The organism is Helicobacter valdiviensis, from assembly GCF_003245365.1.
Lineage (GTDB): Bacteria > Campylobacterota > Campylobacteria > Campylobacterales > Helicobacteraceae > Helicobacter_D > Helicobacter_D valdiviensis.
In genome coordinates, this window is sequence record NZ_NBIU01000006.1 from 13,321 (window position 1) to 33,452 (window position 20,132).

Genomic DNA, 20,132 nt, shown 5'->3' on the forward strand with positions numbered 1-20,132 from the left:
AGTGGTGCGGAAAAGAGGACTTGAACCTCCATGCCTTGCGGCGCCAGATCCTAAGTCTGGTGCGTCTGCCAGTTTCGCCATTTCCGCAAATGAAGAATGGAGATTATACAGAGATTATCCTTAATATAAACTAAACAAGCAAATTTTAGAGGTTTTAAAAATCAATTTTAGCCCTTAGCCAAAAATTTCTTCCTATTTCATAAACTCGCGAGTTTATCGGATTATCTACCGCATCTAGTTCTATGCTGTTTTTGGAAAGATGGTAGCTATAAAGTTTGTTGGTGATATTTTCAACTCCTGCAAAAAGTTTAAAGTTCTTATAGGTGTAACCTGCATAAAAATTTAAAATACCAAATCCGCTAGAATCGCCAAAATCTTGCCCTACTACATTTCCATAGCCTTTTAAGCTTCTAGTTTGTTTGGCATGTGCTATAAGTTCCCCTTTGATGAAATATTTATTATTATCATATTTTAGAGCAAACAAAGATTGTAAAGGTGCAATTTGTGCAAGAGGTCTATTTTCTTTTGTATCTTTACCATAAGTGTAGCTTATTTGTCCTAGTGCAAATGTATAAGGTAGAAATTCATAAGAGATTTCTGCCTCACCACCTAGCAAAAGAGCATCGGTGTTAAAGCTTGTGGTAGATGGAGTGTTATAATTTAGCATAATATAATCTTTAATATAGGAAGCATAACCAGATACATTAAAGCTTAGCTTATCTTTTTGATAGCTTATACCTAAATCTAGTTGAGTATTTTTTTCTTTATTTAGGTTTAGGCCATCTTTTTTGGAGACTTCCCAAAAATCAGGAATTCTTTGTGCATAGCCTAAGCCTGTATAGAGTGTGTAATCTCCTAAATATTTTTCAATTCTGCCAAAACCGCTTAAAGCATATTTTGTATTAGAGATCCCTTGTTTGTGTGCTGAGGTATCTACCCTATCTCCTCTTAAGCCTGCAAAATATCCTACATTAGAGTAAGTAAAAGTTTCCATTTGTGTGAAAATTCCATAATTTTTAAAAGTGTAATTAGGGCTATAAGGATTATTAAGAATGCTCTCTGCATCTTGTGGGCTATTTTGATTGGAGATAGATCTAATTTTGTGCTTATCTAGGTTGTAATTTCCTCCAAAATAAAGCTTAGTAAGTTCAAATTTTTTTTGGTATTCTAATCTTGCCCCTGTGTTGGTTCTATTTGGATTGCTAATTTGGTATTTATTGCCTATTTTAGGGATACCATTAGTGAGGCTAAAATTATCCATAATATGATCAATTTCATGATGATAGAGATGAAAATCTAGCACATCATCTCCAAAAAGCTTAATAAGATGTGCTTGATAAGATTCTCTATCAAAGGTTCTAGCATCCATTGCTCTATCTGCATAAGCAGCTTCTCCTCTGCCAATATCTAGGCTAAGTTCTAGCTTTAAATCAGGGCTGGGGGTTAAAGCACCTATAAAAGTTCCAGATTGTCTTTTGTATTTAGAATGCACTTTTGCACCCTCTCCATTTTTATAATCATCACTTCTATAATTAGAATAAATAGCTTGTAAATTGCCCCATTCATTTCCACCTATTAAGTGAGTATTTGCATCTATCCTGCCAAAACTTCCATAAAGCATATCTGCACCACCATTAAAGCTAGGCTTATTAAGTGTTAAAATTTCTCTATCAAAAAGCATTCCACCTGTAATTAAAGAGCCAAATCTTACATCTTGAGGACCTTTTATAATTTCAATGGAATTGTAATTTTGTGGGAATATGTAGGTTAAAGTTGTATCCATTCTGCCCCCACAGCCACCTAGCAGAGTTCCTCCATTGACAATAATGGGTAATCTCCCGCCTCCAAGTGAGCGGAAAAATGCCTCTGTGCCACCGCCACCTTTTTTGGCAACAGAAAAACCAGGAATTTGTTGCAAGCTTTTTGCAATATCGCTATTATTTAAAAGGGCATCTTTGCCTAAAATATCCGTATAATCAATTTGAGTGGGATTGGTTAGAGGGGAGTTTGTATATTTTATTGATACTTGATTGCTTTGTGGATAGAGAAAAGAAGACAGAGATAGAAGTGCAAATAATTTATATTTCATTTTAATTTACCTTAAAAATTTCTATTTTTATATATAAGTATAATAGCTTTTTACTTAGTAAATAGAAAGTTAAAGTTTTTAAGAGAGATTTTTAAATAAAAAAATAAGAATATGATTATTTTTCACAAGTTTAAAAGATAAAATTTAATAAAATACAAAATACATTTTAAAATAAGGAAGTGAGAATGAAAAAAATAGCCTTGCTATTTAGTTGTGTTGCTTTATTTGCGTATGCAGACTTTAATGCAAATTTTACAAAAAGCATTAAAGAATTAAGTGGTGTAGATGTAAAAGTAGAATTTAAAAAAGAGCTTGAAAGTTTTAAGGATACTTATTTTGTGATTGCAAAAACCAGTAAAGGAGATGCTTTTCCAGTATTTGTTAGCAAAGACGGTAAATATCTTATTGGTTTTAGTAATGTTTTAAACTTGGCAGATAATGATATGAAAATGATGCAAGAGCAACTAAAAAAGGCAAGTGAAGAAAATCTAGCTAGAGATAAACAGGCATTGAGTAAGCTTTTTGCAAGTTTTAGCAAAGATGATTTTGTTTATTTAGAGGGTAATAAAAAAGGACTTCCTACCAAGATTGTTGTAACTGCTCCAGATTGTCCGCATTGCCAAAATCAGCTAAAAGGTGATATTGATAAAATTTTAGAGGAGTCTAATTTAAAAATTATTTTTGCCCCTCTTGGAAAAGAAGATGCATTTATTAGAGCACAGCTTATTATGAATGAAACAAAAAATTTAAAAAGCACCAAAGATAAATTAGCAGTGCTTAAAAAATATTACTTTGCAAAAGAGCTTAGCAAGGCACAGCTTAAAACAAATTATGACAAAATTAAAGCTAATCAAGAAAAAATCTTTGGTTCAGGATTAGTGCAAGGCGTTCCTTTTGTATTTAGTGAGGAATAATGGAAGCATTTTTAGAATATAAAGCTAAAAATGTAGTAATACTTGGAGGGTTTTGGGATTATTCTCTCTCAAAATCCTTGCTTAAAAAACTTCAAAATTGTAAAAATCTCCCCTCTTTAGAAATTATTTTGGATTCTAGTTTTGATCTTGATTTTTGTGGAGGAGAGATTTTGTATGCTTGGGTTTGTGCTCTTAAAAATCCTATAAAAAATGAACTTTTAACACACACTAAAACTCAAGAAATCTTTACACATTTAAAACTAGAACAAAAAGAAGAAAAAATCTCACTAAAAGAGAACTTTTTTAAACTCCATAGCGATAGTTTTAAGATTATTGGAAATTTTTGCAAAAAAATTGTAGGTTTATTGAATTTTTTGGGAGAGATTGTTTATTTTTCTTTTTATATGCTTTTAAATCCTAAAGGTTTCCGTGCTAAAAGCATTTTTTATCATATACAAGAATCTTTAATTAAAGCTGTTGGGATTGTAAGTCTTGCTTGTTTTTTAATTGGGATTGTTGTGGCTTATCAGGGTTCTATCCAGCTTAGGCAGTTTGGAGCAAGCATTTTGATTGTAGAGATGAGTTCTATGCTTACTTTGCGAGAAATGGCACCTATTATTACAGCAATTATTATTGCAGGGCGTAGTGCTTCTGCTTTTAGTGCAGAAATTGGTATGATGAGGGCTACACAAGAAATGGATGCTATGAGGGTAATGGGATTTAATCCTATTACTTTTTTGGTGTTGCCACGCTTTATTGCTTTGGTGTGTGTTATGCCTCTTGTAGTATTTATTTCAGATATTTTTGGGCTTCTTGGGGCTATGCTTATTTCTCAACTCCAATTAGATATTAGCACAGAGCAATTTATAGAGCGTTTCTCTTTAATGGTGTCTTTAAGACATTTTTGGGTGGGGATAATCAAAGCTCCTTTTTTTGGACTCATTATTGCTTTAGTGGGTTGTTATTATGGGTTTAATGCTAATAAAGATACAAGAAGTATAGGTAAAAATACCACCAAAAGTGTTGTGGTTTCTATTTTTTGTGTGATTGCTTTTGATGCGCTTTGTTCTATTCTTTTTACGGAGCTTGGATTATGAGCGGAGTTATCATAGAAGCACAAGATTTAAGCACCGATTATAATGGACGCTTAATCCATGATAGAGTGAATTTTAAAATCTATAAGGGTGAGATTGTAGCATTACTTGGAGGGAGCGGAAGTGGTAAAAGCACACTTTTAAATACAATGATTTTTTTAAAAAAGCCCAAAAGTGGAAAAATGTTAATTTTGCAAAAAGATATTTGGAGTTTAAGTCCTAAAGAAGAACTTGCAATGAAGCTAAATTTTGGTGTTTTGTTTCAATTTGGTGCGCTTTTTAGCTCTTTAAATGTGCTAGAGAATATTGGTATTGCCTTAAAAGAATATAGCGTTTTTAGTGACAAAGAAATTAAAGAATTAAGTAAAATGTGGCTAAATAAAGTGGGACTTAAAGAAAGTGTTGCAGAACTTTTTCCTAATGAATTAAGTGGCGGAATGATAAAACGCGTGTCTTTAGCTAGAGCTTTAGCACTTAGTCCTAAGATTTTGTTTTTAGATGAGCCCACAAGCGGGCTAGATCCCAAAAGTGCTAGAGAATTTGATACACTTATTTTGTCTTTAAGGGATTTACTAGGGCTTAGTATAGTAATGGTAACGCACGACTTAGAGAGCGTTAAAAAGAGTGCGGATAGATTATTAATTTTAAAAGATCAAAAAATTTCTTTTAATGGTTCTTTAGGGGAGTTGGAAAAAGAAGTGAAATCTTTAGACTTGTTTTTGCATGAGATTTAGGAGAAGGAAATGGAGAGTAGATTAAACTATGTTTTGTTGGGTGTGTTTTTTGTTTTCTCGCTTGTAGCACTTGCATTCTTTGTATTTTGGGCAGGGAAATATGATAGAAATCTTACACAATATAACCCCTATTATCTTTACCATAAAGAGCTTCCAAAAGGAGTGAGGAAAGAAACGCAAGTGCGTTATCTTGGCATTCCTGTGGGTTTTGTGAAAGACTATAAGCTACAAGGCGATAAGGTAGAAATTCTTTTGTGGGTAAAAAAGGAAATTGAACTAAAAGAGGGTGCAAAAGCAATCGTGGAATCTCAAGGATTAACAGGAGGGAATTATATCTCTTTAATCCAAGGCGATGGAGGAAGCTTTAAGGGAGAAAGGGCGGTGCTTGCATTTGAGGCAAATTGGATAGAAAAGGTGGGAGATAGAGCACAAGAGACTATTAAAAAATTAGAAATTAGTCTAGATAGGGTTAATCTTTTGCTCAATGATAAAAATTTAGAAAATTTTGAAAAGAGTTTGGAGAATTTTGCTTCTTTTACAACGCATTTAAATTCTACTTTGGTGCATTTTAATAATGAAATTGATGGTTTTAGCAAGGTGCGTGATTCTTTTAGTCAGAGTTTAGAAAGAGGGGATTATAACCTAAAGCAAATGCTAACCCCTTTATTGTATGAGCTAGAGGAAAATTCTAAAAATTTACAAAGGATTTTGCAAACAAGCAATGATATTTTGCAAAATTTAGAAGAATCGCCTAGTGATTTTTTCTTTAGTAGGCAAAAAATTGAGCTAGGACCAAGAGAATAAGGAGGAAGAATGTTAAAAATATTACGATATTTTTTTGTAATTTTAGTAGTTTTTGTTTTAAGTGGCTGTGTGGGAAGAGAAGTGCCAGCTAAAAATTATTATGAACTTAAGGGAGAATTTGGTGGAGAGGGGAAACTAAAGACGCCTATGGAGCTTGAATTTACTCTTAGTGTGCCAAATAAGCTAGATACTAAAAAGATTGCTTATAAAAATGAAACTAAAAAAGAGATAGAAATTAAGAGTATGCAAAATGAGCAAAATCCACAATTAAAATATTTTGCCAAAAATGAGTGGGTGGGAAATACTAAAGAGATATTAGAAGACTATTTTATTCAAGTAGCATTAGAAAAAAATAATATTTTATTAAAAAAGAGTGCAAAAAATACAAAAGGAAAAATACATCTTAAGGTGATGGATATGTATTATTCTCATAATGATGAGAGTGTGAAATTTAGAGCATTAGGATTTTTTAGTATTAAAGAGGGTGTAAATATAGTGTATATTATTTCAGAGAGTGAAAAAGTGGGTAAGGAATATGGTGATTTTAGAGATATTCCAGAGGCTTTTAGTAGGCTTTTAGACAAAGCATTGAGTGATTTTTTGCAAGAGTTGCAAAAGAGTGATTTAAGGTAGGTTTTAGAGAATGGGTATGAAAAACTATGAAATTAGTTTAGAAGATTTGGAACTTGAAGTAATCATTGGAATTTTAGAAAATGAGCGGAAAAATAAGCAAAAAATTAAAATCAATGCTAAATTTTTTTATCAAAAAGAGGGAGAATTTTTAGATTATCGGCTTTTAAGAGATTTTATTAAAAATGCTTTTTGCCAACAATTTTTACTTTTAGAAGATGCTCTAGAGTATTTTTATGAAAAGCTTCCGCAGAATTTTCCACAAATCCAGCAATTTTCTATGTGTATTTGTAAGCTTGAAATTTTTGAAGACTGCAGAGTTTGTATGAAGATTTCTTATCCGTAGTTTGTATTTGTGTGCTTATTAGGGCATTTTCTTGTTATAGCTATAGCCAAAGCAATCTAAAAGGAAACCAAGAAACTTAGTGCTTCTTATAGACTGCCTTAGCTAAAGCCCTTATAGCGAATCTTTGGCTTCCTTTTTCTATCATTTTTTCTATCATTGCGAAGCCCTGAAGTAATCCAGCCTTTTTATCATTGCAAGGAGGCAAAGAGTTATCAAGCAAGCTAAAAGAATAACCAAGAGTTTTGCAATTTCTTTAAATTGCCATGCAAAACTAAAGTTTTGTTCTTAGTGGCATTTAAGAAGCTAAACCACCTCATTTTGAGCGAAGCAAAAATCTCTAAAAAGATATTTTTGTAATATGACAGAGTATAGACTGCCATAGCGGACAAGTCCGCTTTGCAGTGACGGATAGGAGATGTCATTGCAAGGCAACTTGGTTGCCAATCTTAAGATGGTAGAGCAAATCCTTATTTAAAGAAAAATTCTACAATAAAGGTAATCACTCCACCATTGATAATATCAATAAAGAATGCACCCACTAAAGGAACGACAATAAAAGCCATATGGCTTACGCCATAGTGCTGTGTAACTGCCTGCATATTTACTACAGCAGTTGGAGTGGCACCTAGTCCAAATCCGCAATGTCCTGCTGCTAAAACGGCTGCATCATAATCTTTTCCGCATACTCTAAAGGTAATAAATATCGCATAAAGCACCATTAGCACTACTTGAACGATTAAGATTACAAACATAGGGAGTGCCAGTGAAACAAGCTGTGCAACATTAGTAGCCATGAGCGTAATAGCTAGAAATAAAGAAAGGCTAACATTCCCTAAGACAGATACTTCTCTATCAAAGACTTGATGGACTCTAGTAGCCTGTAAAAGATTTCTTAAAATCGCACCCACTAACAAGCACCATACAAATGTTGGCATGGTAAAATTAATCTGCTTGCAATATTCTGCAATTTTTGTCCCAATAAAAAGACAAATTGCAATGAGTGCTAAAGATTCCACAAAAGAAGTTGCAGTAATCAATCTTTCTTGTTCAGGCTTTTCTAAGCCTATGGGTTTGTCATCATGCTTTGTGATAGGTAAAGGAAGATTGTAGCGTTTTACTAAAAATCTTGCTACAGGTCCTCCGATTAATCCTCCTGCTATAAGTCCAAAAGTAGCACTTCCTACAGCTACTTCAAGTGCTGCACTAAATTTATAAGGTTCTTCTACAAAAACAGCAGCCCAAGAAGCACCCGTTCCATGCCCACCACTCATTGTAATGGAGCCACCTAAAAGTCCAATGAGAGGATTTACGCCCATAGCATTTGCTACTGCTAAACCTGCAATATTTTGCAAAATTAATAATCCAGTAACTACAAAAAGAAAAATAAAAAGAACTTTTCCACCCTTTTTAAAAGAAGCAAAATCAGCCGAAAGTCCAATACTTGCATAAAAAGCGAGCATTAGAGGATCCTTAAAGCTTTCATCTAGCTGTATAGTCATGCCTTGATAGGTGGCTAGCAAGTAAATTGCAATGGCTGCAATAATCCCACCCACAACAGGCTCTGGAATATTATAATCGCGTAAAAACTTGATTTTGCCAATAATCCATCGCCCAAGCAATAAAACAAATACCATAGCCAATAAAGTGCCATAGAAATTTAAAGAAATACCGGTAATTAAATCGCCATTTTTTATAAAATCCATAACTTATCCTTAAAAAATAGTATTCTTAGTTTTAAATTTTTAGTGGAAAATATTTTATAAAAAAACTTTTTATGTAATCTTGAATTTTGCAAATAGATTAAAAATATTTTAAACTTTTGGGGTTTTTCTCTGTGTAAAATGTGTAAAATTTATACAATATGTAAAATTTAAGCAAAAGTGAGAAGTATTGTTACTTTAAGATAAGGGTGTGTCTATACCTTCTTTAAAAGTCCAAAAACGCTTAGGAGGCTCTTTAAGGAGCAGGAAAGGCGATTTGTAAAGCTCTTGCTTGATGGCTTGATAAAACTCTTTAGCCTTAAAATAATAGATAAAAGAAGCGCCTATCTTTTGTATTTTAATAACTCCTAAAGAGAGCAAAATCTTAAACATTTTAGAATAATCTACTTTTATTTCTCCATTTGGAGGCAAGCAAAAGTGATAAAATTCTCCTTTGTATGAAACTCCTTGTAAATCTATTACTTCCCCAAAAAAAGGCTTAAAATAGCGGTATTTTACCTTAAGTTTTGCTTCTAGAAACATCATAAAGGTGCAAACTCTAATATCAATCCCCAAAAAAATCATCAAGGCATTGGAGTTTAACAATCTTTGATAGACGCAATCACCTAAAAAAGGATTGTATTCAGCATTTTTGTCTATACTCTCTCCGTTGTTGGAGTTAAAGCTAAACATAGGGTGGATACTTCTGTATTTGGTGGTTATTCTATAAGCTTCTGTTAGGCTTCCAACCTCGCTTGGCAATGTTCTTAAATCTGCAAAAGCACTTTTTGGAAAATCATAATTGAAACTAGGCATTAAAATCTCGCTCTTACATTTTGATAGAAACTCTAAATAGCTATTGATGATATTTTGTGGAGATATTTTTTTGTCCTTTTTTGTGGGGATTCCTAAGTTTGCAATGGCACTATGTATTAAGATATTTTTGGAATCTTTTGTTTGTATTTTTAAAAAAGTTTCAAACTCTTCTATAGCATATGTTTTCATAAAAAATCCCCAAAATTTTTAGCAATTTCTTCATAAGCTTGCGAGATTTCATGTTTAAAAGCTTCGCTTTTCCAAGCCTTACGGCTTAAGAGTAAAAATTCTAATCTTTTATTGCATTTTGATAAATCCTCATTCAAATTTAGCCTGCTTAGAAGATGTGTATAAAGAATTTCTATAGTTTTAAACGCAAAAATTAGTTTTGGCTTAAGCAAAAGAGGTTTGAGCTTTTCTTGTAGGGTGGTAAAAATTTCTTCTTTATTTTCTCTAGCAAGCGTGCAAGGGTGGTTTAAATCATTATAAATCACATCAAAAAGCGAAGCGTATAAAAATCCTTCGCACTCTCCTTTAAAAGAAACTTTAGGAATAAAGGGGTAGATTCTACAAATTAAAGGACGCATAGAGTGTGGATTGCATAAGCCTTTACAGTTACAAATAAGGTAATAAAGTGTGAATTTTTTGCCATTTTGTAAGATAAACTCTTCTTTTTTAAAGTCGTTGATGTTTTGGATTCCACCCTTTTGTCTATAGTAGTTGTATTCTTCTTCTAAAAGCGGAAGGGTTATGCTAGAGATAATAGAAAAATCTTTTGAAATATCACAACAATACCCTCCACAGCCACTTAGATAACAGTCTTTAAAAGCAACAAATTCTGTGTTATATACATATTCCCATATCATTTTTGGGTTTCCTTTTTGATGATTTGGCACAATCCACTAATTGTGCTAAAATCTTTTGGATCGTATTCGCTAAAATCAAGCTCAACACCAAGCTCCTCTTCTATAAAACCAAGTAACTCTAAAAATCCAATCGAATCAATACCGTTTTTGCCAAAAATTAAATCTCCACTAAAATTTGGATTTTTTGTTTTTATAAAGCTTTCAATTTTTTCTTCCATTTTATAACCTTAAATATAAATTAAAATACTTCTTCAATGAGACCAAGCTCTATGAATTTTTTAAGAGAATCTTTCATTTCAAGTAAGCTAAATCCGCATATTTCTGCTATCTCTAGCAAATCCCTCTTACCATCACAATACATCAAAAGATTTCGCATATCTTTGATTTTTTTAATACTTTCTTTTGTGGAGAGTGTGGGGTATAGCCCGTATTTTCCAAGTTGAGGTTCGCACAAGATTTTGTTTTGATAGATTTTGTTAATCTCTAATGTTTCTAAAATTTTTTTAACAAAATTAAAGCCACCTTCTAATCCCTCTTTGCTAATAAAGTCTAAATTATCTAAAGAAGTGTGGTATTCCTCATATTCTCCAAATTTTGTGCGAGAGAGAGTGCAAAAGGGTAAATCAACCCCAGGGGCACAATACTGCCTCTCATCACTCCCACGCTCTAAATAAGAATATTCTTTATAATCTTTATAATAATTTTTTAGAATATGTCTAGTGCATCTATCGGCTAGATTGTTGCCATTTTGCGAGGTTACAAAAGAGTATTGGTTGTTATCACCTAGGCAAGTTAGCACAAATCCAGCTATGCAATTTTGTTGCATTTGTTTTAAATGTGTGGAGAGATAATAAATGGCTCCTATGGTTTCTGGCAAAAACAAGATTCTATAAGTATAGTAGCAAGTTTTTTCTAGTAGATATTTTGCTAGATAGGTTGCTATACAGATACCCGAAGTTTCATTATTTGCCATTTGTGGGTGGCAAATATAGGTGCTAAGAATTATTTCTTTTTCACTCTTGCCTTTTATAAGTATTTCTCCATAGCTAAGAAAGCCATTTTCTAGAGTGCTATCAATCACAATTTCAAATTTTTCTTTGCTATTTTTGTATTTATGTTCTAGCTCCTTTTTTAAGCTATCTTGCAGGCAAAATCCCCAATATTCTTTATAATAGGAAGTGATATAAGGAATTGCATTTTCTTGATTTTCTAGCGAGTATAAGTGTGTTTTTAGTTCATTAAAATCAAGTTCTAAATTTTGTGGTGTAGAATATCCTACTAAATGCAGATTATTTTCTTTAAAATCACATATTTTCTCGCCATTTGGGGTTAAGATATAGGCATCTTTTACATTCCATTCTTTTGGGATTGTCCAATCATATGCTTTTGTGCCACTTGCTACTTCATGAATTTCTAGCTTGTGGTTTAGAATTTTGTCAATTTCTTTTAGGGTTTGTCTGTTGCCATCTCCGCTAAGAGAGCGTGGTATCTTGAAGATAGTTTTGGCAAAACAATAGAGCTGATAACCCATATCATTATGCCCCCCCCCCCCGCTTATTTGCTATTTTTTGCATAAAATCTCCTCTTTAATTTTGTTTCTATCTATTTTGCCATTTGCGTTTAGAGGGAATTTGTGCATTTTTTCAAATCTAGTGGGTATCATAAAGCTAGGCAAGGCATCTTTGCATTGTTTTAATATTTCTGTTGTGTCTATATTGTCTGCTTCTATTACACCTATAAGCTTGTTAATGCCATTTTCTTCGGCTACTATTGCTATGCTTGGTAGATTTGTTATTTTGCTAAGTTTTAAATCCACTTCTAAAAGCTCGATTCTGTATCCTTGAATCTTTACTTGATCATCTATTCTACCACAATAGCAATATAAAAGCTCATCGCCGATCTGCTTTTTTATGCCAATATCGCCACTTTTATAATATATTTTATGATTTATGTGTATAAACTTCTCATTTGTTTTTTTCTCATCATCTAAATAGCCTAAGGCTACTTGATCTCCGCTTATCCAAATTTCACCCATTTCTTCATTTTCTACTTCTTTGCCATTGTCATCTCTTAGGCTTATTTCTAGGTTTTCTAGTGGGTATCCAAGTGGGATTCCAACTTCGCTTAGTTCTTTATTGCAAGGTTCTCCAAATTTATAGCATAGATATTCCATAACTATTATTGTGGCTTCTGTGGGGCCATAGAGATTATATACCTCACTTTTGTTGGCACATTTAGCCCAAATTTTTGCATTATCTGCACTTAATGCTTCAGCACAGAATAAAGATAGTCTAAGAGTGGGTAAAATTCCTTCTTTTAATGCTTTGAGTTTTGAGAGAAATTTAATTAAAGAAGGAACTGCATAAAAGATGGTTAGCTCTTTTTGTTGTATGAATTTAATGGGATTTATTAGGGTGTTTGTAGGTATCACACATAATCTTGCCCCACTTAAAAAAGTGCAGAAAATATCATGCATAGCAACATCAAAAGTTATATCAAAAAAGTTTGAGATTTTATCATGTGGAGTGATTTGCAAAAGTTTTTGCATTTTTAAGATGTAGGCATAGAGATTGTCCCTGCTTACTTTAACACCCTTTGGAATCCCTGTGCTACCAGAGGTAAAAAGTATATAAGCAATTTCATTTTGCACTGCTTTGTGAAGATTGTTTGCTTTAGATTCTACAAAGGAGTAAAAAACTTCAAGTTCCAAATTTAGCTCGCTTTGTAATTCTAAAAACATTTCTTTGCAAGTCTCATCTACTATAATTTTGTTTGCCTTAGAGTTTTGTATCATTAGCTTTAGGCGTTCTTTATTGAATTTTGGATTGAGTGGAACAAAGGTTAGATTTGCCTTTATGCAGGCTAAAATAGAGACATATGTAAGATAGCTACGGGAGCAAAAGATTAAAACCCTCTCTCCATCGCTCTCCAAAAGAGAATTAGCAAGAGTGCTAGAATCTCTATCTAGCTCATAATAGCTAAAAGCTCTATCGTCTATTTCAAGTGCAATTTTATCTCTATGCAGTGTTAGAGACTTTACAAGGGCGTTTTTTAGATTCATTATCTCTCCTCTAAGGCTAGATATTCTTCATAACTCCCGCGAAAATCTACTACTTCATTGTTTTCTTTAAATTCTATGATTCTATTTGCATAGGCATCAATTAGTTCTCTATCGTGGCTTATGCAAATTACATTGCCACTATATTTGTATAATGCCTCTCCAAGCGCAATGATGGCTTCTAGATCAAGATGGTTTGTAGGCTCATCAAGCACTAAGAAGTTTCCACCCTCTAGCATAAGTTTGCTTAGCATCATTCTGTGCTTTTCTCCACCACTTAGTGCATTGACACTTTTTTCTTGTTCTTCTCCATTAAAAAGCATTCTTCCTAGTGCGTTTCTTATTTCTGTGGCTTCTTTTTTCTTATCAAACCCTCTTAGCCATTCATAGAGGGTTTCTTCACCCTTTATAAGCTCTGTGGTGTTTTGCGGGAAATATCCTCTCTCAATGGTAGCACCCCATTTTATACTGCCACTTTGTGGAGTTAGATTTTCGCAAATTAACTCACAAAATGTAGTTTTGCCAATACCATTTCTTCCAATAAGTGCGATTTTATCACCAGGAAGTATAGTTAGGCTTAGATTTTTAATTACTTCTAAATTTTCATAAGAAAAGCTTAGATTTTCAATGTTTAATGCTTCATTCCCTATGGTTCTGTTTGGTTTAAAAAGTATACTAGGATCGCGTCTAGAGGATACCTCAAGTGCTTTTATATCCAGCTTTTCAAGTTGTTTTTGTCTAGAAGTGGCTTGTTTTGCCTTAGAGGCATTAGCAGAAAATCTTGCAATAAAAGATTCTAATTCCTCTTTTTCTTTTAGCTTTTTATTTCTCTCCATTTCTTGTTGTTTGGCAATCAGTGTGGAAGCAATATACCAATCATCATAATTTCCGCTAAATTCACGCACAGATTTGAAATCTAAATCCAAAATATGTGTGCAAACACTATTTAGAAAGTGTCTATCATGCGAGATTACCACGAGTGTCCCCTCATGGCGTTTTAACTGCTCTTCTAAGTAGCTAATAGTCTTTAAATCTAGGTTGTTTGTAGGCTCATCTAAGAATAAAACATCAGGTTTTGGAAAGAGCACTTGGGCTAAAAGCACTTTAAACTTATCCCCTCCAGTTAGTGTTTTCATAAGCTCATCATGGATTTTAGCAGGGAAGCCTAAATCTTCTAAAATTTTTTCTATTTGCACATCATATTCATAGGTAGGATCTTCTTCAGCACAAATCATCTCTAGCTCACCTAGTCGCTCATTTACCGCATCGCTAAAATCTCCTGCTTCATAGAGCCTTTCTTTTTCTTTGATAGCATCATAAAGCCTTTTGTTGCCATAGAGAACGCAATCTTTAATGCTAAAATCCTCATATGCAAATTGGTTTTGCCCTAGCACCCCAAGTCTAGCATTAGGATCAAAGGAAATATCTCCACTTGTATGCTCTATCTCTCCACTTAAGATTTTTAAAAAAGTGGATTTTCCAGCACCATTTGCACCTATTAGCCCGTATCTTTTGCCTTTATCAAGCTTTAAATTTACATTTTCAAAAAGTTTTTTGGTAGCATATTGCATACCAAGTCCGGTTATTTGAACCATAAAATATCCTTAGATTTTACTTTGAATTCTAAGGGGGATTGTAGTATATTCTAGCTTAAAAGCTTGTTGGGGGAGATTTTTGCATTTTATTTTTGAAGGTAAATATATTAAAATTTTGTTAATAATATTTAGGAGGCTTTAGGTTTATTGGTTGTTTATAAACAAGCAAATAAATATTAATAAGCATGGAGCTCCTTTGTGGCTACACCATGCTTTGTATCAATATTTATTACTTCGCTTTGCCTGCAATAATAAACCTTAGAGCATTCAGCTTAATAAATCCTGCGGCGTCTTTTTGGTTGTAGACAGAATCTTCTTCAAAGGTGCTATACGCTGCATTAAAGAGGGATTTTTTAGATTCTCTACCTAAAATGGTTACATTGCCTTTATAAAGCTCTAAGCGCACCACACCTTCAACCTTTTCTTGCGTTTTATCAATGAGTGCTTGGAGTGCCTCTCGCTCTGGAGAAAACCAATATCCATTATAAATAAGCTCGGCATATTTTGGCATGAGTGAATCTTTTAAATGCGCCTCTTCTCTATCAAGACATAGAGATTCTATCGCGCGATGGGCTTTTAGATAAATTGTCCCACCTGGAGTTTCATAGCAGCCACGAGACTTCATTCCTACATAGCGATTTTCTACTAAGTCTAGTCGTCCAATACCATTTTCGCCACCAAGTTTATTCAGTCTAGCCCAAAACTCCGCAGGGCTTAGCTTCTCTCCATTTATCGCCACACCATCGCCGTTTTTAAACTCTATGGTGATAATTGTTGGTGTATCTGGTGCATTTTTAGGGCTTACAGACCATCTCCACATATCTTCTTCAGGTGCGACATTTGGATCTTCTAGAATCTGCCCTTCATAGCTAATATGCAATAAATTTGCATCCATGGAATAAGGAGATTTATTTTTTTTCTTTTCAATCTTTATTCCTGCTTTTTCTGCATAGTCTAGGAGCTTTTCACGGCTGTTTAGATCCCATTCTCTCCAAGGTGCGATAACCTTAATATCTGGATTTAGTGCATAGGCACCAATTTCAAATCTCACTTGATCATTTCCCTTACCTGTTGCACCATGAGAGATTGCATCCGCACCCACTTTTTTGGCGATTTCTACTAATCTTTTTGCAATGAGTGGGCGTGCGATACTTGTGCCAAGCAAATATTCTCCCTCATAAATAGTATTTGCCCTAAACATTGGAAAGACAAAATCTCTAATAAACTCTTCTCTTAAGTCTTCAATAAAGATATTCTCGCTCTTTATACCTAGCTTTTGTGCTTTTGCTCTTGCTGGTTCTACTTCTTCGCCTTGTCCAATATCTGCGGTAAAAGTTACCACTTCGCAATTATAAGTATCGCCAAGCCACTTTAAAATCACGCTTGTATCAAGCCCCCCGCTGTATGCTAAAACTACTTTTTTGTATTGTTTCACCTTATCTCCTAAAAGTTAAAATTTTGCATAATTATAGCATTTAGATTTCGCTTTGGGGTGGTATTTTGAGAATATTTTAAAAGTTTATAGTAAAAATATTTTATAGCTATAAGAGATTTTAGCTTCTTTTAATTATCATAAAATCAAACAAAGATGAAACCAATAAGATAAAAAGGCTAAAAGGTATAAGTTTTTAAGAAAGAAAGATAAGCCTAGCTTTTGCCTTTTTGTATTTTAAGCTTTTAAAACTTGAAATTTTTTACTACAATTTTATAAAATTTTTAAAAGGTATTTTATGAATCTTTCCAAATCTCTTTATGTAAGGGGAGTGCAATGTGCCAAATCTTTGTGGCTTAAAATTTATAAAAATGAGGAGCTAGAGAAGTTATCGCAAAGCACAATGGATAAATTTAGCGTAGGCAATAGGGTGGGGGAATTTGCTTGTGGGCTTTTTCCCAATGGAGTGAAGATAGAATTTGAAGGTAGCACTTTTGAAGAAAAATACATTCAAACCAAAAAACTCCTAGAAAACAATCAAGAAATTATCTATGAAGCTACTTTTTTATATGAGGGAATTGTGGTGATGATAGATATTTTACAAAATACTAAAGAGGGTCTAATTATTAATGAGGTAAAAAGTTCCACCACATTAAAAGAGATTTATAAGCAAGATTGTGCCTTACAATATTTTGTATTAAAAAATCTAAATTATGTAATCAAGCAAGTTAATTTAATACATATAGATAATACTTATATCAGAGGAGAAGAGTTAGAGCTTAAGAAACTTTTTGTAATTTGTGATATTACAGATGAGGTTAGAGCTAAGCAAGAAGAAGTAAAGAAGAATCTAGCTTGTTTTAGTGAAGTTTTGCAAGGGCAAAATGAACCTGATATTGATATAGGGGAACATTGTTTTAATCCTTATCCTTGTGAAGCTTATGAGTATTGTTGGGAGAAGCAAAGAGGGCTTTGCCAGAGGGAAAATATTTTTTGCATTGCAGGGCTTAGAAAGGATAAAAAGTTTGCACTTTATAAAAGGGGCATTGTTGAATTTCGTGATATTAAAGATTTTTCTAGTTTTGATACAAAGCAAAAAGGACAAATTCAAGCCTCGCTTAACAAGCAAGTTGTTTGTGATAAAGAACAGATTAGAAGGTTTTTAAACACACTAAGTTATCCTATCTACCATCTTGATTTTGAGACTTTCACTCAAGCAATCCCAGAGTATAAGGGCATTAAGCCCTATATGCAAATCCCTTTTCAGTATTCTTTGCATATTGATAATAAAAACACTTTAGAGCATAGAGAATTTTTAAGTGAATGTGGTGTGGATCCAAGATTAGAATTGGCAAAGAGCTTAGTAAGTGATATTCCAAAAGATGTGTGTGTTTTGGCCTATAATGCTAGTTTTGAAAAAGGAGTGATTAGAAACCTAGCCACCTTGTATCCTAGTCTTAGCGAGCATTTATTAAACATAGAACAAAACATTAAAGATTTGATGATACCTTTTAAAAATAGGGCATATTACCATTATAAAATGCAAGGAAGTTATTCTATTAAAAAAGTTTTGCCTGCTTTAATTCCAGAAATGGAAGAGGCTTATAAAAAGCTAAATTTAATCCATGATGGAAGTGAGGCTATGCAGAGCTTTGAAGCAATGCAATACATGAGCGAAGATGAAAGGAAGTCTTATCATCAAGCACTTTTAGAATATTGTAAATTAGACACTTTAGCGATGGTGAAAGTTTTGGCCTTTTTAGAAGAGATTGTTAGCTAAAAGTTTTCAAAATCTATCTTCCTTTCTTTATGGAGCTTTTTAGCTACTTCAAGCTCCATACTCCAAAATACTGCGTCCATAGACTTTGGATAGCCCTCTTTTGTTTCGTATTTTTTATTGAGAGCTTCATAGACTTTATCTCCTTTGGTGCAGTCAATTGCAATGCTTCCAAGATAAGGATAGATTAAATAGCTTATGGGTGCTATATCAAAGATATTTGTAAGTTTGGTATTAGGAAAATTTTCTTGCATAAAATGTAAAAATTCTTGCCTTTGTTTTGTGTTTGTTTTGCTTTTGTCAAAGGGATCTAAGCCTTCTTTGTTGTTTTTATTGATGGAGCAAATATTGTGGTTTGTATTAAAACATATCCAAAAAGATTGTTTGTTGTTTTTTATTGTGTATTGGTAAATAGTATTTAGTGCTAGAGGCATTTTATCTCCTTTTTTGAAATTATAGTAGATAAAAATGGACTCTTTTTGTCTATAAGTTAAAATATTGCTAAAGCCCTTGCAGAGAGCAAAGGCAGATTAATTCTTTTTAAGGACTTCTTTAGCTTCTTTTACACCCTCTTCCCAGAGGCTGTGGCGATTTAGGCTATAGCTAGCATCTACTTTTCCGCTAAACATTCCTTTTAAAAGAGGGCGATTTTCTTTAAAAACAAAGGCTAAAAGATGGAAAATGATTAAAAAAATCATTAAAAACATTCCTAGATTATGCACTTGTGCTACCCAAAAAATCATTTCTTCGCCTAGGTTAAGTCCAGCTAGATTTTTATAAGTTTTAATAAGTCCGCTAATAATCAATAAAAGCAAGGTAAAGCCGATTGCAAAATAGGCTAGTCTTTGTTCAGGAAGATATTTTTGGCTAGGAGGTTCTTTGGTTTTAAAAATCATGGCTTTTATAACTAAAATACTCTTTTTAAAATCACCTTTTTTGGGAAAAATATCAAATTCCTTTTTCAAAGAATGCACGCAGATATGAAAAAATACAAAAAAGCATAAAAGAAAGGCAAATACATAATGCACCACAAGTGAGATAGAATAATCCCCGCTCCAACCCATAAGCGGTAGTGTATCTAGCATATAGCGTTTAGAAACAGGCATTTGTAAAATCCCGCTAAAAATAAGTCCAAATGTGCTAAATGCTACACCCCAATGAACAAGGCGGTTTTGAATGCTTTGTCTTTTGATTGTTTTCATTTAGGAATCCTTTTTATTTTGTTTGCTTTTTGCCACTGCAATTCCACCTGCAACCAATCCTACAAGTGGTGAGAGCAGAACGCCTTTAATGAGTGCGCTATCTTCGCTTACGAAATTTTTCACTTCTAGATTTAGGTGGGGAATACCTTGTTTTTGCTTACCTTGCTCTAGATTATGCTTTTTGCTTAAAGCATTATCTAGCTCTTCAAAAGGAATGGGAGAAACATAGAGGGTTGAAGTTCCCCCATTTTGTTTATCCCCATAAATAAAGGTTCCCTCTTTACCGCTTTTTAGTTGATAGTCTTTAGCAAGTTCTTTTGCTTTTTGGTAAATTTCTTCTCTTTTGCCAAAGATAATTGCACCTTTAGGGCAAGAAGTTTCACAGACTGGTTTTTTGTTTTGTGCTAGGAGTGAAGCACAAGAATCGCATTTAAACATTGCACCTCCTCCTGCAAGTTTGGGGGCAATTTTTAGATAAATTCCCACTCCTGCTTGTCTTTGTGGAATGCCCCAAGGACATACATCACGGCACTTTGCACCCCCAAAGCAAAAATTCTCATCAATATCTACTGCACCATATTTGTCCTTAGAAATCACTCCAAAAGGGCATATTTTTTGGCAAGTGGGATTATCACAATGCATACAGCGTCTAGGCACAAAAACACTTTTGCCCTCTATTTCTAGTTTTTCTATATAGGTGAAATTATAGGGGGTTAATCTTGAAATGTTTTCTTTGTCTTTAGAGTGGTCTTCATAGATTTTTCTAGGAAAATAATAAGGAATATTTTCTATAGGATTTGGAAAGCGTTCTAGGTTTTTATTTTGGCAGGCTTTAACACATAAGGGAGTTTTTAAATCTTTGCACCCATCGCATAAGCCAATATCAATGATGGAAGCCATTTGGTAATTTTCTTGTGTATTGCTTTGTTTTGGGGTTGCATTGGCTTGTGTTAGAGAGAGTGCGCTTCCAATACCTACGATTTTAAAAAAGTTGCGTCTTGTTAGAGTGGTTTCCATAAAGTGCCTTATTGTTGAAATATATTTTATGCAAGTATAGGGAGATTTGAGATAGAAT

General features: G+C 33.4%; 19 protein-coding genes and 1 tRNA gene. 7 read left to right on the forward strand and 13 right to left on the reverse strand.

The genetic code is table 11. The features are described from left to right. Window positions 1-2: 2 nt before the first annotated feature. Both B6S12_RS03285 and B6S12_RS03290 read right to left on the reverse strand, forming a co-directional pair. A tRNA-Leu gene (locus tag B6S12_RS03285) sits at window positions 3-87 on the reverse strand. 67 nt (window positions 88-154) lie between these two features. Continuing rightward, a complete protein-coding gene (locus B6S12_RS03290; RefSeq protein ID WP_111229389.1) occupies window positions 155-2,089 on the reverse strand; it encodes a TonB-dependent receptor domain-containing protein in 1,935 nt (644 codons plus the stop codon). 185 nt (window positions 2,090-2,274) lie between these two features. On the opposite strand from B6S12_RS03290, the gene B6S12_RS03295 reads away from it, so the two are divergent. From B6S12_RS03295 to B6S12_RS03320, 6 genes are read left to right on the forward strand one after another with little or no spacing between them, the layout of a single operon-like run. Then, window positions 2,275-3,003 carry a thioredoxin domain-containing protein gene (locus B6S12_RS03295; protein ID WP_111229390.1) on the forward strand — a complete coding sequence of 243 codons (729 nt, stop codon included), beginning with the start codon at window positions 2,275-2,277 and terminating at the stop codon, window positions 3,001-3,003. Then, window positions 3,003-4,100, forward strand: coding sequence for an MlaE family ABC transporter permease (locus B6S12_RS03300; RefSeq protein WP_111229391.1), 1,098 nt, complete (start codon window positions 3,003-3,005; stop codon window positions 4,098-4,100). Before B6S12_RS03295 ends, B6S12_RS03300 begins: the two co-directional genes overlap by 1 nt. Beyond that, window positions 4,097-4,831 carry an ABC transporter ATP-binding protein gene (locus B6S12_RS03305; RefSeq protein ID WP_111229392.1) on the forward strand — a complete coding sequence of 245 codons (735 nt, stop codon included), beginning with the start codon at window positions 4,097-4,099 and terminating at the stop codon, window positions 4,829-4,831. Before B6S12_RS03300 ends, B6S12_RS03305 begins: the two co-directional genes overlap by 4 nt. Before the next feature lie 9 nt (window positions 4,832-4,840). Beyond that, window positions 4,841-5,635, forward strand: coding sequence for an MlaD family protein (locus tag B6S12_RS03310; RefSeq protein ID WP_111229393.1), 795 nt, complete (start codon window positions 4,841-4,843; stop codon window positions 5,633-5,635). Between the two features lie 9 nt (window positions 5,636-5,644). Further along, a complete protein-coding gene (locus tag B6S12_RS03315) occupies window positions 5,645-6,268 on the forward strand; it encodes a hypothetical protein (protein ID WP_111229394.1) in 624 nt (207 codons plus the stop codon). A gap of 16 nt (window positions 6,269-6,284) precedes the next feature. After that, window positions 6,285-6,611, forward strand: coding sequence for a dihydroneopterin aldolase (locus B6S12_RS03320; protein WP_111229444.1), 327 nt, complete (start codon window positions 6,285-6,287; stop codon window positions 6,609-6,611). 467 nt (window positions 6,612-7,078) lie between these two features. Here B6S12_RS03320 and gltS read toward each other — a convergent pair whose 3' ends face one another. The 8 genes from gltS to B6S12_RS03360 all read right to left on the reverse strand — a co-directional run bounded on the left by gltS (window position 7,079) and on the right by B6S12_RS03360 (window position 16,081). Then, window positions 7,079-8,314 (reverse strand): sodium/glutamate symporter, encoded by a 1,236-nt coding sequence (gltS, locus tag B6S12_RS03325; protein ID WP_111229395.1) that lies wholly within the window; start codon window positions 8,312-8,314, stop codon window positions 7,079-7,081. Between the two features lie 195 nt (window positions 8,315-8,509). Further along, complete coding sequence (locus B6S12_RS03330; protein WP_111229396.1) at window positions 8,510-9,316, reverse strand: AAC(3) family N-acetyltransferase; 807 nt, start codon at window positions 9,314-9,316, stop codon at window positions 8,510-8,512. Beyond that, a complete protein-coding gene (locus B6S12_RS03335) occupies window positions 9,313-9,993 on the reverse strand; it encodes a hypothetical protein (protein ID WP_111229397.1) in 681 nt (226 codons plus the stop codon). The genes B6S12_RS03330 and B6S12_RS03335 overlap by 4 nt, the downstream gene beginning before the upstream one ends. Then, entirely contained in the window at window positions 9,990-10,211 is a 222-nt protein-coding gene (locus B6S12_RS03340) for an acyl carrier protein (protein WP_111229398.1), read from the reverse strand. Before B6S12_RS03340 ends, B6S12_RS03335 begins: the two co-directional genes overlap by 4 nt. A gap of 20 nt (window positions 10,212-10,231) precedes the next feature. Then, complete coding sequence (locus B6S12_RS03345) at window positions 10,232-11,524, reverse strand: DUF4910 domain-containing protein (RefSeq protein ID WP_111229399.1); 1,293 nt, start codon at window positions 11,522-11,524, stop codon at window positions 10,232-10,234. Window positions 11,525-11,554: 30 nt separating this feature from the next. Beyond that, entirely contained in the window at window positions 11,555-13,054 is a 1,500-nt protein-coding gene (locus B6S12_RS03350) for an AMP-binding protein (protein ID WP_111229400.1), read from the reverse strand. After that, entirely contained in the window at window positions 13,054-14,646 is a 1,593-nt protein-coding gene (locus tag B6S12_RS03355; protein WP_111229401.1) for an ABC-F family ATP-binding cassette domain-containing protein, read from the reverse strand. The genes B6S12_RS03350 and B6S12_RS03355 overlap by 1 nt, the downstream gene beginning before the upstream one ends. A gap of 229 nt (window positions 14,647-14,875) precedes the next feature. Next, window positions 14,876-16,081, reverse strand: coding sequence for an argininosuccinate synthase (locus tag B6S12_RS03360; RefSeq protein ID WP_111229402.1), 1,206 nt, complete (start codon window positions 16,079-16,081; stop codon window positions 14,876-14,878). Between the two features lie 295 nt (window positions 16,082-16,376). On the opposite strand from B6S12_RS03360, the gene B6S12_RS03365 reads away from it, so the two are divergent. Then, entirely contained in the window at window positions 16,377-17,858 is a 1,482-nt protein-coding gene (locus B6S12_RS03365) for a DUF2779 domain-containing protein (RefSeq protein WP_111229403.1), read from the forward strand. On the opposite strand, the gene B6S12_RS03370 is transcribed toward B6S12_RS03365, so the two are convergent. From B6S12_RS03370 to B6S12_RS03380, 3 genes are all read right to left on the reverse strand, one after another. Then, window positions 17,855-18,289, reverse strand: a complete 435-nt coding sequence (locus B6S12_RS03370) for a hypothetical protein (protein ID WP_111229404.1) — start codon at window positions 18,287-18,289, stop codon at window positions 17,855-17,857. The two genes, B6S12_RS03365 and B6S12_RS03370, sit on opposite strands and share 4 nt — an antisense overlap. Window positions 18,290-18,385: 96 nt before the next feature. Next, on the reverse strand, window positions 18,386-19,057 hold the full coding sequence (locus B6S12_RS03375) for a cytochrome b/b6 domain-containing protein (protein WP_111229405.1): 672 nt from the start codon (window positions 19,055-19,057) through the stop codon (window positions 18,386-18,388). Beyond that, a complete protein-coding gene (locus tag B6S12_RS03380) occupies window positions 19,058-20,074 on the reverse strand; it encodes a 4Fe-4S dicluster domain-containing protein (protein WP_111229406.1) in 1,017 nt (338 codons plus the stop codon). Window positions 20,075-20,132 lie beyond the last annotated feature (58 nt).